This is a genomic window from Paenibacillus sp. LHD-38, assembly GCF_031157315.1.
Taxonomy (GTDB): Bacteria; Bacillota; Bacilli; order Paenibacillales; family Paenibacillaceae; genus Pristimantibacillus.
The window spans coordinates 39,143-54,736 of record NZ_JAVIFU010000012.1; the positions used below are offsets into that span (position 1 = coordinate 39,143).

13 protein-coding genes and 1 pseudogene are annotated in these 15,594 nt (G+C 49.9%); 13 read left to right on the plus strand and 1 reads right to left on the minus strand.

Annotation, left to right across the window (positions count from 1 at the left end; all coding sequences use genetic code 11):
• Positions 1 to 20: 20 nt before the first annotated feature.
• The 11 genes from cobD (at position 21) to RCO25_RS12320 (ending at position 13,206) form a co-directional block, all read left to right on the plus strand.
• Positions 21 to 1,121, plus strand: a complete 1,101-nt coding sequence (cobD, locus tag RCO25_RS12270) for a threonine-phosphate decarboxylase CobD (protein ID WP_308996437.1) — start codon at positions 21 to 23, stop codon at positions 1,119 to 1,121.
• Positions 1,121 to 2,725: a cobyric acid synthase gene (locus RCO25_RS12275; RefSeq protein WP_308996438.1), complete on the plus strand. Its 1,605-nt coding sequence runs from the start codon at positions 1,121 to 1,123 to the stop codon at positions 2,723 to 2,725. Before cobD ends, RCO25_RS12275 begins: the two co-directional genes overlap by 1 nt.
• Complete coding sequence (locus RCO25_RS12280; RefSeq protein ID WP_308996439.1) at positions 2,725 to 3,435, plus strand: adenosylcobinamide amidohydrolase; 711 nt, start codon at positions 2,725 to 2,727, stop codon at positions 3,433 to 3,435. Before RCO25_RS12275 ends, RCO25_RS12280 begins: the two co-directional genes overlap by 1 nt.
• A gap of 176 nt (positions 3,436 to 3,611) precedes the next feature.
• Positions 3,612 to 4,562, plus strand: a complete 951-nt coding sequence (corA, locus tag RCO25_RS12285) for a magnesium/cobalt transporter CorA (RefSeq protein WP_308996440.1) — start codon at positions 3,612 to 3,614, stop codon at positions 4,560 to 4,562.
• Between the two features lie 25 nt (positions 4,563 to 4,587).
• Positions 4,588 to 5,412 (plus strand): hypothetical protein, encoded by an 825-nt coding sequence (locus RCO25_RS12290; RefSeq protein ID WP_308996441.1) that lies wholly within the window; start codon positions 4,588 to 4,590, stop codon positions 5,410 to 5,412.
• Positions 5,413 to 5,440: 28 nt separating this feature from the next.
• Positions 5,441 to 7,975, plus strand: coding sequence for an ATP-dependent helicase HrpB (hrpB, locus tag RCO25_RS12295; protein WP_308996442.1), 2,535 nt, complete (start codon positions 5,441 to 5,443; stop codon positions 7,973 to 7,975).
• A gap of 64 nt (positions 7,976 to 8,039) precedes the next feature.
• A complete protein-coding gene (locus RCO25_RS12300; protein ID WP_308996443.1) occupies positions 8,040 to 8,330 on the plus strand; it encodes a DUF1294 domain-containing protein in 291 nt (96 codons plus the stop codon).
• An 80-nt stretch (positions 8,331 to 8,410) separates the two neighbouring features.
• Positions 8,411 to 10,486: a HelD family protein gene (locus tag RCO25_RS12305; protein ID WP_308996444.1), complete on the plus strand. Its 2,076-nt coding sequence runs from the start codon at positions 8,411 to 8,413 to the stop codon at positions 10,484 to 10,486.
• A gap of 55 nt (positions 10,487 to 10,541) precedes the next feature.
• Positions 10,542 to 11,204, plus strand: coding sequence for a molybdate ABC transporter permease subunit (gene modB, locus RCO25_RS12310; RefSeq protein WP_308996445.1), 663 nt, complete (start codon positions 10,542 to 10,544; stop codon positions 11,202 to 11,204).
• Between the two features lie 56 nt (positions 11,205 to 11,260).
• Positions 11,261 to 12,118, plus strand: a complete 858-nt coding sequence (locus tag RCO25_RS12315; RefSeq protein WP_308996446.1) for an EcsC family protein — start codon at positions 11,261 to 11,263, stop codon at positions 12,116 to 12,118.
• A 2-nt stretch (positions 12,119 to 12,120) separates the two neighbouring features.
• The gene (locus RCO25_RS12320; protein WP_308996447.1) at positions 12,121 to 13,206 is read left to right on the plus strand and encodes a nitric oxide synthase oxygenase; all 1,086 of its coding nucleotides are present in this window, start codon (positions 12,121 to 12,123) and stop codon (positions 13,204 to 13,206) included.
• Positions 13,207 to 13,209: 3 nt separating this feature from the next.
• Here RCO25_RS12320 and RCO25_RS35100 read toward each other — a convergent pair.
• Positions 13,210 to 13,416: pseudogene (locus RCO25_RS35100) on the minus strand (phytoene desaturase family protein); the annotation flags it as partial.
• Positions 13,417 to 14,014: 598 nt separating this feature from the next.
• On the opposite strand from RCO25_RS35100, the gene RCO25_RS12330 reads away from it, so the two are divergent.
• Positions 14,015 to 15,163, plus strand: a complete 1,149-nt coding sequence (locus RCO25_RS12330) for a DUF3900 domain-containing protein (protein ID WP_308996449.1) — start codon at positions 14,015 to 14,017, stop codon at positions 15,161 to 15,163.
• Between the two features lie 47 nt (positions 15,164 to 15,210).
• The gene (locus RCO25_RS12335) at positions 15,211 to 15,570 is read left to right on the plus strand and encodes a Lin0512 family protein (RefSeq protein ID WP_308996450.1); all 360 of its coding nucleotides are present in this window, start codon (positions 15,211 to 15,213) and stop codon (positions 15,568 to 15,570) included.
• The last annotated feature ends 24 nt before the right edge of the window (positions 15,571 to 15,594 follow it).

Consider the following 15,594-nt stretch of genomic DNA (forward strand, 5'->3'; position numbering starts at 1 on the left):
AAAAGGAGCTGGAAGGTAAGATGTTAGAAAGATACGGTCATGGTGGTGATTTACGGACCGCAGAGGAAGCCTTTGATATACCAGCTCATAAGTTTGTGGATTTTAGCTCGAACATGAATCCGCTGGGACCTCCGCTGAGTGTGAAGCAAGCGCTTCATTCCTATGCGGAGCTCATTGGGCAATATCCTGATCCCGCGGTGCGCGGACTAAGGCGAAAGCTAGCCGAGCTTCACGATATCGATGAGCAATCTATCGTTGTCGGCAATGGCGCAGCTGAATTGATTGATTTAATTGTAAGGGCGCTTCAGCCCAAATTAACGACGCTGGCTATTCCATGCTTCGATGAATACGGCGATGCAATACGCAAAATCGGCGGAGCCATTTATGAGATCAAACTTACCCAAGACAATCATTTTGGATTGGATTTGGATTCAGAGCATTTATGCGGAGCCGCGTCAACGGGTTCATTGTTTATGCTGGGCTCTCCGAACAATCCGACCGGGCAGCTCGTCGAACCGGAGCTGATCCGCACGCTTTTGAGAAAAGGTGCGTATGTGGTCGTAGATGAAGCATTTATGGATTTTGTGCCGGAAGAATCCCGTTACAGCCTTATTCAAGAGGCAACGAGACATGAAAGGCTGTTTGTCATTCGCTCGATGACAAAGTTTTATTCCATACCTGGCATTCGTCTTGGGTATATTGTCGGCATGCCGAGAACGTTAAGCGGATTAAGACGTCTACAGGTACCTTGGAGCGTGAATTCGTTGGCGCAGCTAATAGGGGAAGCCGTACTGGACGAATCGGATTATGCGGACCGGACGATTTCATGGCTTCAAAAGGAGAGACCATGGCTAGTCGGGGAGCTTCAGGCCATTGGCTTTGAGGTGAACCCGAGCGCGGCTAATTATTTGCTCGTACGAATTCCTAAGGATGCAGGAATAAGCGCAAGCATGCTGCAGCTTGAGATGGGCAAACAAGGCGTGCTTATACGTGATGCATCGAGATTTTCCGGACTGGATCATACTTATATTCGGGTGGCCATCAAGCTTCGCAAGCAAAATGAACAGCTCTTAGCGGCATTAAAGCATAGCTTGGGCAAGTACAGGAGCCGAGGTGTTTAATGACATTAAATGAACAGGAAGCTTCTAATAAGGCGTTGGGCAGAACGATCATGATTCAAGGCACGGCGTCTGACGTAGGCAAAAGCTTAATTACGGCCGCGTTATGCCGTGTGTTTACCAAGGACGGTTGGCGTGTAGCCCCATTCAAATCGCAAAATATGTCTTTAAACTCCTACGTTACGTGGGACGGGAAAGAAATCGGGCGCGCGCAAGGCATGCAGGCGGATGCATGCGGAATTTTGGCGACGACTGATATGAACCCGATCCTTCTGAAGCCGACCGGTGAAATGTCCTCGCAGGTTGTGGTGCATGGCAAACCTCTGCGTGATTATCATGCAGTCGAATACCGCGAGAACTATTTGCCTACAGCCGGCGGAATCGTAAGGGAGGCTCTGCAGCGTTTGCGTGAGGCAAACGACATTGTGGTGCTGGAAGGAGCAGGCAGTCCCGCTGAAATTAATTTAAAGGACCGTGACATCGTAAACATGCGGATGGCAGCATGGGCAGACGCTCCGGTCATTCTCGCGGCTGATATCGATCGGGGCGGGGTTTTTGCTTCTATAGTCGGTACGTTGGAACTGCTAGAGCCATCGGAGCGTGACCGCATATGCGGCTTTATCATTAATAAATTTCGCGGTGATGTTTCCCTGCTTCAGCCTGGACTGGATTGGCTGGAAGCGCGGACAGGCAAGCCGGTTATCGGCGTGCTGTCGTTTATGCCGGGTCTTGAACTGGAGGACGAGGATTCTTTATCACTAAGCAAGCAGCATGCTGCAGTGGAAATTGAGGCCTCGAACCAGAAGCGCGAGCTGGATATCGCAGTCATTCGATTACCCCGCATTTCGAATTTCACGGATATGGACCCGCTGCGCTTTGAGACGGATGTTCATCTTCGATACATTGAGCATGCAGGGCAATGGGGAAGCCCTGACGCCGTCATCCTTCCCGGCAGTAAAAATACGATCGAAGACTTCGTTTGGCTGAAAGAAACGGGATTGGCTGATCTCGTTCAAAAGCATGCTGCTGGGGGAGGAGCGGTGGCAGGCATATGCGGCGGTTACGAAATGCTTGGCACTCGGCTATATGATCCGCTGCATGTAGAATCGTCTGTTGAGGAAACGGAGGGACTTGGTTTGTTTCCGTTTGAGGTGCGTTTTACGGCGGAAAAAAGAACGGTTCGAGTTTCAGGTACTGGTCAATTGAGCGAGACAGTTTCGCCCGTTAGCGTCGAAGGCTATGAGATCCATATGGGCGAGGTTATTTGGCGCATGGGCGAGGAATCTATTCAACGTCCTTTTCAAATAAAGGAACAAACCTCGTGTTCTGACTTAGAAGCTTCCTCTAGATATACAGCCGAAGGCGCGAGCGCAAACGATGGCAAGCAGTGGGGAACGTTTATCCATGGCATCTTGCATAACGATGATTTTCGCAGACAATGGTTGAATGGCTTACGGGAAGCAAAAGGATTGTTAAGCTTGCCTGCGGATTTACGCTTTCATGAAAGAAGGGAAGCGGCATTTGATCGTCTTGCTGAGCATGCTCGCCGTTATCTTAATATACCGCTTATCTACGAGCTGCTTGGGCATCCGAAGGAGGGAACGTGATGGCACAGCCATTCCGTCATGGGAATCTCTATGAATCAAAGCTGTGGAGAGGGGTTAGATTGCAGCTGCTCGAGGATCGGATTGAGTTAGCTTCCAAGGATCATCTCCATGCCTTGAGCAGTGCGGTCCATCCAGGAGGATTCTCTTCTGCAAACCGAATTATAAACTGGAAGGTGCCGCTCACCTACCAATGTGATGATCCTGTTCGCGATATCGTGAAGCAGTGCCAAGCTTGGGGCTGCAATCCGGAGAGTACGGTCGGTTTAATCACGGCAGCGAAGCTGACGCATGCATCCGTAGCAGAGCTTGAAGGCGATCGCTTCAAGCTGTTATGCTGCACAACGGTTGGCACGCGAAATGCCGCTAGAGCTGGAAAGCCGCGCAGCACCTTTTCGGCCTATTCGGCGGGTACGATTAATGTGATTGTTTTGATTGATGGGCAAATGACGGAAGCAGCAATGGTGAACGCAGTAATAACCGCAACCGAAGCAAAGTCAGCCGCATTGCAGCAGCTGGGAATCGTCGAGTTGGCGACAGGAGAAATCGCTACTGGAACGACAACTGACGCGATCGTGATCGGAGCTAGTCAGGCAGCTAGTTGGAATGCCGTACATGCCTATGCAGGAGCTGCGACGACAATTGGCTGCAGCATCGGCGAGGCAGTATATGAGACCGTGCTCGAAGCGGCACGTACACAGTCTGAAGAGTAACTTTAAATTTGGAAGCAATGCGCAAGTTTCAGGAGCTTTACAGCATAAGCATGAAAACAATGTCTCAAAAAATAGCATATGATTATTACAGGAGCTGCGATATCGTGTAAAATGGTTAAGTTGAACATTCGACGAAGCTACAGGTTAAGCAACACTTAGAATGGAGGACTTATCCTTTGATACGGATTGTAGGTTATACAAAACAAAAGGAATGGTTGACTGACCTAACGATGGAAGACTTAAAGTCGACCGAGCTGGAATGGTATTGGGTTGATTTTAACAATCCGAAGGAAGACGAGTGCAGGCTGTTGGATACTTATTTTCACTTTCATCCCTTAGCCATCGAGGATTGCTATCATTTGCTGCAACGCCCCAAAATAGATCATTACGAGGATGTTCATTTTTTTGTGCTGCATGAGGTGGAACGGAAGACTTTGACGGTGAATGAAATCAATATGTTCATTGGCCCAAGCTTTATCGTGACGTTTCATTACGAGCCTTCACCTGAAATAGAAGAAGCAAGGATTAAGCTAATGAGCAGCAAGAAGATAGGCGATAAGGGACAGCTCTATGCAGCGTATCTCGTGATGGACAAGCTTGTGGATCAATATTTCCCTGCGGTGCATGAGCTAGAGGATCAGCTGCTCGATATGGAAATAGGAAACGGTGAAGGACAAAGCCAAACGCTGATGACCGATATTTACAATATTCGGTCCCGGCTGCTGCGCTTGCGTAAAACGATTATTCCGATGAGAGATTTATTATACCGCCTAACGAATTCGGACCGTATTGACGGAATGGGACCTTATTTGGCATTTTATCATGATATTTATGATCATCTGCTTAAATTGTCAGAGATGATGGATACGAGCAGAGAAATGACGGCTGACCTGCGGGATAATTATATCTCCGTTAATTCGCATCGTATGAATGCGATTATGAAGACATTGACCGTTATTACGACGATCTTTATGCCCTTGACGTTTTTAGCCGGTATTTATGGCATGAACTTTAGCAATATGCCGGAGCTGGAATGGAGCGGCGGATACTATGCAGTCATAACGGTTATGCTCGTCATCGGAATCGGCATGTATGCTTGGTTCCGCAGCAAAGGCTGGTTTAAATGATAGGAATGAAGGAGATTGATCCGCAATGGAAGTGAAAGATACTGCTACGCTGAGCAGAAAACGGCTGTTTGCGGTCATTGGTATTTTGGCAGGCATCCTGCTTGCTTTGGTCATTATGCTTTATTTAATGATAATCGCGCTTGGCAACCGCAATGAAGCTAACCTATTGCAATCGGAGCAAGCATTGCATTATACCTATGATTCGCATACCTCTCCAAATGGAATGACGCTGCATGTGCTGAAGACGAAACCAGCCTATGTCACGCTGGAGACGATTAATAACAATATCACGCTGACGGGTAAGGTCGGAATTAACGGCGGCTTTTTTTATGGCGAGCAATTGCTAAGTATCGGCGTGGTAAACAGTATCCCGGTCAATAAGGGAATTGGCAATTTTGGAACAGGCAGCGAGAACGTGAAATACGCCCGGGGAACGCTTGTCTGGGATGGCGCTTCGGACTTGCTAAGCGTACAGGTCGCAAGCAAAGCTTCGGAGCTTAAGGTAAAGGATCACACGCGATTTTGGGCGCAAGGCGGAATCAGCATGAGCCTAGGCGATGATGCGAATTGGATCAAGCAGACGGAGATTGAGAATGCGCCGTTTCCAGAAGATGACCGTCTTCGTTCAGCTGCTGCTTTCGATAAAGAGGGAGCGTTGTATTTAATCGTGAGCGAGACAAAGGGTCCACTTGCGTTATTTAGGGAAGCCATTATCCAGACGGTTGGCGAGGGTATGCTGGTTGACGGGATTTTTCTAGACGGCGACGGTTCATCCCAGTTATTGAGCAGCGAGGCTTCGCTGCCTGGCGATAACCGTCCGGTCGTGCAAATGCTGAGAATTATAAAATAAGATGGTACAAGGTAAGGGAGCAATCAGTATGAGTCAACTGTTATTGCCGATTGATACGGTATTGCCTCAGCTTCAGGAATCGCTGCGCGGCGGAATGAATGCCGTATTAGTGGCGCAGCCGGGAGCGGGGAAAACAACCCGTGTGCCCCTTGCGCTGCTGGATCAGCCTTGGTTGTCCGGAAAGAAAATCATTATGCTGGAACCGCGGAGGCTGGCTGCTCGTTCAGCCGCCCAGTTTATGGCAAGGTCTTTAGGCGAACAGGTCGGGCAAACGGTTGGCTACCGTGTAAGATTGGATACTCGCATAGGGCCGAAGACGCGCATTGAGGTTGTAACAGAGGGTGTTTTGACGCGTATGCTGCAGGAGGATCCGGCGCTGGAAACGATTGGCGCCGTTATTTTTGATGAATTTCATGAAAGACATTTGCATGGCGATCTGGGATTAGCGCTCTGCTTGCAGTCGCAGTCACTGCTGCGTGAGGATTTGCGCTTGCTCGTCATGTCCGCAACGCTGGATGCGGCTCCGATTGCCGAGCTGCTTGGCGGCGCGCCGGTCATTCGCAGTGAAGGCCGGGTTTTTCCGGTCGAGACGCATTATGCGACATCTAGGGTGAACGGTCCGATCGAGCCCCAAATGGCTCGGACGATTGCTGAGTCGCTGCGCGCATATGAAGGCGATGTATTAGCGTTTCTGCCGGGTGTCGCAGAGATCCGCCGCACGGCAAGGTGGCTGAACGAGTCTGGTCTTACCTCATCCATTCGGATTGAAGAGCTGCATGGCAGTCTTCCGCTAGAGAAGCAGGATGCCGCAATAGCTCCATGCTCACCCGGTGAACGAAAGGTTGTTCTTGCGACAACCATTGCTGAATCGAGCCTGACGGTCGAGGGTATCAAAATCGTTGTGGACAGCGGTCTGATGCGCGTCCCCAAGTTTTCGCCAAAAACAGGAATGAGCAGACTGGAAACGGTGCCTGTCTCCGCGGCTTCAGCTGATCAGCGGCGAGGCAGAGCGGGACGGCTGGCACCCGGCGTATGCTTCCGGCTTTGGACGGAGCAAGAGCATTCATATCTGCCTGAGCAGAGCAAGCCTGAGCTGCTGGAAGCGGATCTTGCTTCACTTGTGCTTGAGCTAGCCATATGGGGCATACAGGATCCGCTAGAGCTGGAGTGGTTAACCTCGCCGCCCGAGGCGGCTTATGAACAAGCCGCTTCGCTGCTCCTTCAGCTGAACGCGATTGTTGCGAGTGGGAAACCAACCGCAATTGGTGTCAAAATGGCGAAGTTTGGATTACATCCGCGGTTAGGAGCGATGATTTTGCAGGCGGCAGGCTTTGGCGCAGCGCGTGTCGCTTGTGAGACGGCGGCTTTATTAAATGAACGAGATCTGCTTCCACAGGAACGGAATGTCGATATTCAGCTTCGGCTGGAGCTTCTCAAGGATTTGTCTGGTTATGGCCGAAGGCCGAACGGACAAACCGGCTCGGAGCATCCAGCCGCCGGAGCCGCGCGCCGGATCATGGCGCAAGCCGAACAATGGGCGCGGCTGGCCTTGCCACAAGAAGAGGCTGGAATACAGGTCCGGCCATCGGATCCCATTCCGCTCGGCGTTCTCCTTGCATTTGCTTATCCCGACCGCATCGCGCAGCGGCGCAGCGACGGCCGGTATTTATTGGCCAATGGGCGAGGGGCAGCGCTGCCGGAGCAGCAGCCCTTGTCTCTCTTTCCTTATCTTGCGATATGCGAACTTGACGATGCCGGAACGGAAGGCCGAATACGGATTGCGGCTGAGCTGCAATTAAGCGATATCGAACGGTATTTGCCTGAGCATTTAGTGAGCGAGGAAACCATCGAATGGGATGCATCGGCTCAAGCCGTGCGGGCGAGGAAGCGTACGTGGCTAGGCGCAATCATGATCAATGAAACCATCCTGCAGCGCCCTGATGAGCAACAGGTCGCTAATGTGATGCTCGCGGCTATTCGTCAAACAGGCTTTGCGCTGCTGCCGATGACCAAGCAGGCGCAGCAGTTGAAGGCTAGGATGATGCTAATGTCGCTTGCCGGCAATGATTGGCCTGAGGCTTCTGACGAAGCGCTGCTGAGCACGCTGGAGGATTGGCTGAAACCGCATATTTTCGGAATGAAGAGCCGCTCGGATTTACAGAAGCTCCCAATGCTGCAGCTGCTTGAGAGCAGTCTTAGCTGGAAACAGAAGCAGGAGCTCGACGAACAGGTTCCAACGCATATCGTTGTGCCGAGCGGATCACGTATTCCTGTGGATTACAGCGATCCCGAATCTCCCGTCCTAGCGGTACGTCTTCAGGAGCTCTTTGGAATGAAGGATACGCCAAGATTGGCAAGAGGGAGACTGCCTGTCACGCTGCATCTGTTGTCGCCGTCGCAGCGGCCTGTCCAAGTCACGCGCGATCTGGCCAGCTTTTGGGAGAATGCTTATTTTGAGGTCAAAAAGGATCTCAAGGGACGTTACCCGAAGCATTATTGGCCGGATGATCCTTATGCGGCTGTACCGACGAACCGTACTAAACCGAGGCCGGGGCCTCGTTAACCGGCTGGACAGCTGCTCAACCTATATGACTTGTCGGCAATAAAGAGAGGATGTGGCTGAAGCAATGCTGTATTTTTTGCTTATTATCTATTTACTTATAATGAACATATACACCTTTTCGTTGATGGGCTTTGATAAAAAGAGCGCGAAGAAGCAGCGCAGGCGCGTCCCTGAAAAACGCTTGTTCCTGCTTAGCGCAATAGGCGGTGCTGGAGGCACTTGGCTTGCGATGAAAGCTTGGCGCCATAAAACAAAGCACCGCACTTTTACAGTGGGCATTCCACTTTTAATTGGTTTGAATTTGCTGCTCATTCTAGGAGCTGTTTGGCTCATTGGAATGGCTCCAAACTCTTGATTGCATTGAGAAGCCGTCCTATGGTATATTGGGGCTTCTCTTTTTTTATCTCGAACACCATAACTTAGGAGGTAACTGACTTGCCAGTTCAAAGTGCCTATCAAGAAGAACAAGAACGATTAACGAAATCACTGCAGGACATTTTGACTCAGCTGCAGGCGATCGGACCCCGGTACAAGGGCGACGACTTTACGGAGCAAATGCTCGATTTGCAGCAAGAGGAACGCAGGTTAAGACTAGAGATCTCGAAACGCGAGCCGTATTTCGGCCGCATTGATTTTCAAGAGCTGCCGGCAGGCGATAAAAAGCCGCTATATATCGGAAAAGCAGGCGTAGCCAAGCAAGACAGCAATGAATTGCTCGTCATCGATTGGCGTGCGCCAGCAGCAAGCGTTTTTTATTCCTTTACAGGCGGAGAAGCTCCTGCTTCGTATGAATCGCCTGACGGGGATATCGAAGGATATGTTCATTTGAAAAGGAACTTCATGATTCGTCAAGGAGAGCTCGTTCGCTTGGTCGACAGCTATGTACGCGGCCAGGAAGAGGGCAGCGTGACGGATGAGTTTCTGCTATATCGCCTGGGCGAGAATAAGGACAATAAGCTGCGCGATATCGTCTCCACCATACAAGGCGAGCAGGACAAGATTATTCGTGCGGATCGAAACAAAGCTTTGTTCATACAAGGCGTGGCGGGAAGCGGTAAAACGACCGTTGCTCTGCACAGGCTTGCTTTCTTGCTCTATCAATATGCCGACCGTATGCGAGCGGAACGTATGATCATATTTGCACCCAACCGCATGTTTCTCGACTACATATCCGGCGTATTGCCGGAGCTTGGCGTAGGTGATATCCAACAAACCACTTTCAGCGATTGGACGGTTGAGCTGCTTGAGAAAACGATAGCGGTAAGCGATCCATCTGATACAATGACCTATTGGTTTGAAGAACGCCGAACCGCGGATGAAATTGAACATGCTTCCGGGAGATTTAAAGGGAGTTTGGCCTTTAAAGCGATAGTAGATGAACGAATCACTGATTTTGAACAGCGTATTGTTCCTGTGGTGCCATTCGTACCCATCGATGGTCTTGAGCTTTCGCCGGCACAAATGCGCGAATGGTATGATACGGATTACGGCGAAGAGACGCTTATGAAGAAGCGGGATCGTCTGGTTAGCCGAATCCGCCGCTGGTTTGAATCCGAGTTCAAAATGAAAGGCATTGCGGATAAGAAGGTAAGAGCAAAGGCACTTACGAAGTTCAACAGCTATACCAAAAAAATTCCGGCATATACCTCATTGCAGCTCTATGCTTCCTTGTTTAGCGGGAAGCAATCGCTTGGCAGCATTCCTAAGCGCATTTCTGCAGCCACGGCTGAGCGATTGAAAAATGGGATAGCTGCAGCGGAGGATTTGGCTCCGCTAGCTTATATTCAGCTTCAGCTGTTCGGTTTGCCGAAGCAGGCCTTCGATCACATCGTGATTGACGAGGCTCAAGATTACTCTCCTTTTCAGCTGGAAGTCCTTCGACTCTGCCAAAGAACGGCATCGATGACTGTTTTAGGCGACTTGCAGCAGGGAATTCATGCGTATGCGGGCGTACAAAGCTGGGATGAGCTGACGGTATTATTCGAAGAAGAGAAGATTGGATTCTATGAGCTAAACCGTTCCTACCGATCGACGATGGAGATTATCGAATTTGCGAATAAAATTTTAGGAAGCATGACTGGCGGCGTCAAACCTGCCGTTCCTGTTTTCCGAAGCGGCGATTCTGTTATAACCGAGCAGGTATCCAGCGAAAGCTGGCTATCGGCCATTGAAGCAACCGTACGGGAATGGCAAGCAGCAGGCGATTATGAAACGATCTCCATCATCGGTAGGACAGCGCTTGAGTGTGAACACATTCACCAGTATTTGATCGGACAAGGGCACGAAGCATCGCTCGTACAGAGCAAGCAGCCTGCCTATGGAGGCGGTTTGTCGGTTGTTCCGGTCTATTTATCGAAAGGGCTGGAATTCGATGCGGTGCTCGTTGCGGATGCCGGTGCTGAAGCCTACGCATCGCTGGATGCGAAGCTTTTGTATGTAGGATGCACGCGTGCTCTGCACAAGCTGAAGCTGTATTACCGAGGGGAACTCACATTTTTGCTGGGCGAATAAGCCAGTCTTCGGTATAATAAATAGCATCTTACTGTCTGACCGGAGGCTTCACGAAATGAACTGGGACGATTGGCTGTCGCCTGTTTGGCTATCTTTAAAAATATCTATTATCGCAAGCATTATCGTTGCCCTTATCGGAATGCTCGTCGCACGATTCATGACGCGGCATTCCTTTCGAGGCAAAAGCATCGTTGAAACGTTTTTTATGCTGCCGCTTGTCCTTCCTCCAACCGTTGTCGGATTCATTTTGCTTGTTTTACTAGGCAGAGGCAGCTGGATCGGGCAAGCATATGAGTGGTTATTTACGCAGCCTATCGTTTTCTCCTGGATCGCCGCGGTTATCGCGGCGGTCATTGTTGCGTTCCCGCTCGTTTACCAAACAAGCAAAGCAGGCTTTCTATCGGTAGACCGGCATTTGGAGGATGCCGCACGCTCGGCAGGGGGGAACGAGATTCAGGTTTTTCGCTTTATTACGCTGCCTCTGGCAAAACGGTCGCTAACTACGGCGTACCTTCTTGGGTTTGCTAGAAGCATAGGGGAGTTTGGTGCAACCTTGATGATTGCGGGTAATATACCTGGACGGACTCAAACCGTCCCTACCGCCATCTATATTGCCGTTGAGACCGGTGAAACGACGATGGCTTGGGCATGGACCGCAGCGATCGTTGTCTTTTCGTTCATTATGCTGCTGTTTACGGGGCGCAAATTAGAACAATAATGTGAACAACGAATCCGAATGGTTCCTAACCGCGTATTACTTGCGAAAGAAGGAGAGTGAACGAAGTGGCGCTGGACTACGATACGCAAGACGAATTAAAGACTTCCCTACAAGAGATTGAAGCTTGGGAGCGAGCTCAAAAAGATCTTTGGTTCTGGGAGAAGCTTGGACGACTGCCGTTCATGCTGCTCGATAAAATTACACCGAAAATCATTCAAGAAAAGCTGGGACAAGCGGTAGATGAGATTGGCAGCTACATTCAGAATGGCGGCAAATATCTCATTTCAGAGCGTTCGGTTATTGAACGACTGCAGCGGAACGCTGGTCAGGAAAGCAGGATTCAATCCGAGGAAGGAGAGCTGCTAGTCATCGAGCATGCTGCTCAAATGCCTCTATCGGTCATGAATTTATCTGCCGAGCAATTAGCTTCAAGCCGTTCCACGATGGCAACGCTGCAGGGCGCAACAACCGGAATAGGCGGGATTTTCACGTTAGCGGTAGATATACCGGCCGTACTCGGATTATCGCTGAAGATTATTCAAGAGATTGCCATTTGTTACGGTTTTGACCCGAAGCTTAAGGAGGAGCGCGTTTTTGCTGTCAAAGTGATGCAATTTGCATCGTCGGATATCGTAGGGAAAAAGGCTATTCTTGAGGAGCTCAGCGCTTATGATAAAGCAAACCGCAGCAGCCAAATGATGTCGCAATTGCAAGGCTGGCGCGAGGTCGTGACGGTATACCGAGATAATTTCGGGTGGAAGAAGCTGTTCCAAATGATTCCTGTGGCAGGCATGCTGTTCGGTGCTTTTATTAACCGCGGCATGCTGAATGACGTGGCTGAGGCTGCGACCATGCTGTATAGAAAACGCAGAGTCATGATAAAGATCGCAGAGAACGAGGCAAAAGCAGAATGACGATGACCATGAGAAAACAAATTGCCGAACAAGCGGCAGCTTTTTTAGGCGAAGCCTATTTTGAGCTCGAGAAAACCGAGGAGGACGCAAAGCGTCGAATCCAAGAGGTCATGCAGGAGATTGATCGAACGGGCACCTATGTACATACCTATGAGGAGCTTAAGCACGGCGCGAGGATGGCATGGCGAAACAATAACCGCTGTATCGGCCGGTTGTTTTGGCAAACGCTAGAAGTATTCGATGCGCGTGATACTGATGACGAGCTTGATGCGGCAAATCGTATTTTCCAGCATATGAATTATGCCACGAATAACGGCAAGGTTCGTCCGGCAATTACGATTTTTCCGGCTAACGGTTCAAAAAATCGCATACGTATTTGGAATCATCAGCTTGTTCGTTACGCAGGGTACGGCAATAAGGAAGAAATCGTGGGGGATTCGGCATCCTTAGCCCTTACGGCAGCTTGCGAGAAGCTGGGTTGGAAAGGTGAAGGAACACGCTATGATGTGTTACCGCTTGTGATTCAGAAAGGCGATCAAAAGCCGAAGTGGTTTACGCTGCCCGAGGAGACTGTGCTGGAGGTGCCGTTATCCCATCCTGAAAATGAACGTTTCGTACAGTTGGGTTTGCAGTGGTATGCGGTTCCTTTTGTTTCCGATATGGAGCTTGAAATCGGAGGCATATCGTACGCGGCTGCACCGTTTAACGGATGGTATATGGGGACTGAGATTGGCGCAAGAAATTTGTCCGATACGAATCGATATAACCAGCTGCCTGCTGTAGCAAGGCTTTTTCAATTGGACATGACGACGAATACTTCGCTGTGGAAGGATAAGGCATTAATCGAACTAAACTTAGCCGTGCTCCATTCTTTCAAGAAGCACGGCGTTAGTATAGTCGACCATCACACGGCTGCCGAGCAATTTCTGCGATTCGAGAAGCAGGAGCAAGAGAAGGGAAGGCAGGTAACGGGACGTTGGTCATGGCTCATACCGCCGATGTCTCCTGCAACGACAGGGATATGGCATCGCAGCTATGACGATATCGAACGCTCGCCGGTCTATCGGACCCAGCCTATGCCTTACTGAGATTTAAATAACGGCTTGCTTCAATAAATCTTCACGAATCAAGTCAGCGGTTAATTGGCCGCTTAAAGTAACCATCGGCACACCTCCGCCAGGATGCGTTGATCCGCCGACAAAATACAAGTTGCCAATCATGGCGCTGCGGGAAGGGATTTTGAAACCGCCGTTCAGCTTGCGGTCCGTTACAACCCCGTAAATGGAACCGCCGTTCGCACCACTGTGCTGCTGGCGCATATCCGAAATTCCTGTGATTGAACGGCTATAGAAGCTTTTCAGGCTGAGCTCATATTGCTGCCGGCAATAATCCATATAACGAAAGAAATGTTCTCTGTCTGCTGAAGATAATGAACCTATCTGAGCCAGCATACCCGGCAAATCCCCTAGAATATCCAGCGCTGTTCCATCTTCATACTTTGCACGCCATTGCGGCTCCACTCGTTTTAAAGTCATATAATCTTCCAATCTCTTTTCAGCGGATGCAAACAGCTGCTCCAGAACCCAAGGCATTGTCAAAATAGAAGGTCCCGTATCAAAACGGTAGCCCATACCCTCATGGATATTCAGCTTGTTTACGATAGAAACGCGGCGAGGCGATTGGGCCCATTGGTATATGCTGCTTTTGACCCCCTGTTCATGCTTTGGAATGAGGATGGAGCATGATAATTGTGTTTAGCTATGCTTTTGCGGCTAATATGCCATGTTTACTTGTTCAGCTTTATCATCCTGCGAGGTTCTCACGGCTGATGTCGCGACGTGTCGAGATATGCTATCCTAAGGAGATGACATCAGCTGGCTTGGAGGAATTATAAACGTGGATTTTAATATGCAATATTTATCTTTTTTCGTTATCCATACCGATGGAGAGGAGAGCGCGACCTCGTCAGGCAAACGATTCAAGCATTATCAGACTTTAGAAGAGGACACCTATGAGGACAGCGAGATACAAAAGTTTCTGGACGACGAGTTTAAGCGGATCGTAAAAAGAAAGGTAGAGCGTAATCCAAACTCTGCAAACGCGCCTACGAAAATCGGCAGGTTTATGGTCGAGCCCGGCTATGAGCTTGGCAGCAACCAAAACTACAATTTGTTTCAACGGCTTCGCGATGCCGATTCGAAGGAACGGTTTATCGGAATCGCAGACGAGCTCGTCCGGATTTATATGGATACGAGCGCGGTGAGGGGAGGCGCGTTTATTATTGCCCTCTCGAAGCTGAATACGTATTTCGATGAGCCTTTTCTATTTTTGCTAAAATGTGATTTTGAACCGAAGATCGCAAGAATCTCCGATGAGAAAAACTTGATCTCGCAAGTTGAAATGGCAATCAGCGCCCGCAGCATCAAGTCGATTCAATATCCGCATATGCCGGAGGAAGGGATGCTCGAGCATTGGGAGCTCAAAATCCATCAAGCGTCGCATGCCCGCTATTTCGAGGATTTCTTGAAGTATGTTTCTTATGAGAAGCCGCTGCCTGAGGTTATGGGTGAGCAGGTTGTTGAGATGGTACATCAATATATCGCTGACAAATGGCAAGAGGATGAGAGCTCCGAGCGCCGCGAGGAAGAAAATGCGGTTGAGGTATGGGCGGCAAGCGAGAAGCGCGACATTCAGGAATGGTGGACTCCGGAGCAGGTAGAGGTCGCGGCCGCTGCTTTGGTTGAACAGAAGCCGGATTTGCCGTTTTCATTTAAGCTGGGCGACGTAACGGTAAAAGGACTTTTGGCTGATTTTGGCGACAGCATTCATTTTGCCAAGCATAATGGCCGATATGTCGTTGTCATCGAAGGCGACTTCTTCCAGTTTGAGAAGGGCATGTCGCCGGTTGAGCTCGTACAGCCATTGGATTTAGTTGATGTCATGCCTCGTATTGGCAGCAAAGTGCCTGCTGAGGATGCTGACTCGGGTTACAGCTACACGCCTGCAGGCGAAGGTACAAGCAGTAACGATGATGTGCCTTGGTAAACAAGCCGGCAGGTATGAATTTTAAGACTGAGGGAGAGGATATTTAAGTGGACAACTTATTTTTTATAGAAATAGGCATGGGATGCGATCTGCACGGTCAAAATATTACGAAGGCATCGGTGCGGGCGGTACAAAACGCCATTCACCACAATTCGATGCCGGGACTGCGGTCAGTGCTGCCAGGCGGAACGCTGGACAACATGAAGGTGCGCGTAAGGCTCGCGCTTCCTTGCGATCATGAGCTGCTCGATGTAGAGCAGGTGAAAGCTGTGCTGCCATATGGCCAAGTGACCATTGAGGTGCTGGACGGTGGCATGCTCACGACTAGCGGTGTAGTTCTTCCGGATAAAGATGATAAAAACGATTTGATCTACGTCGTTAATGCATCCGTTGAGGTAGGCTACTAATAGCATCTCCATTTGCATAAAAGG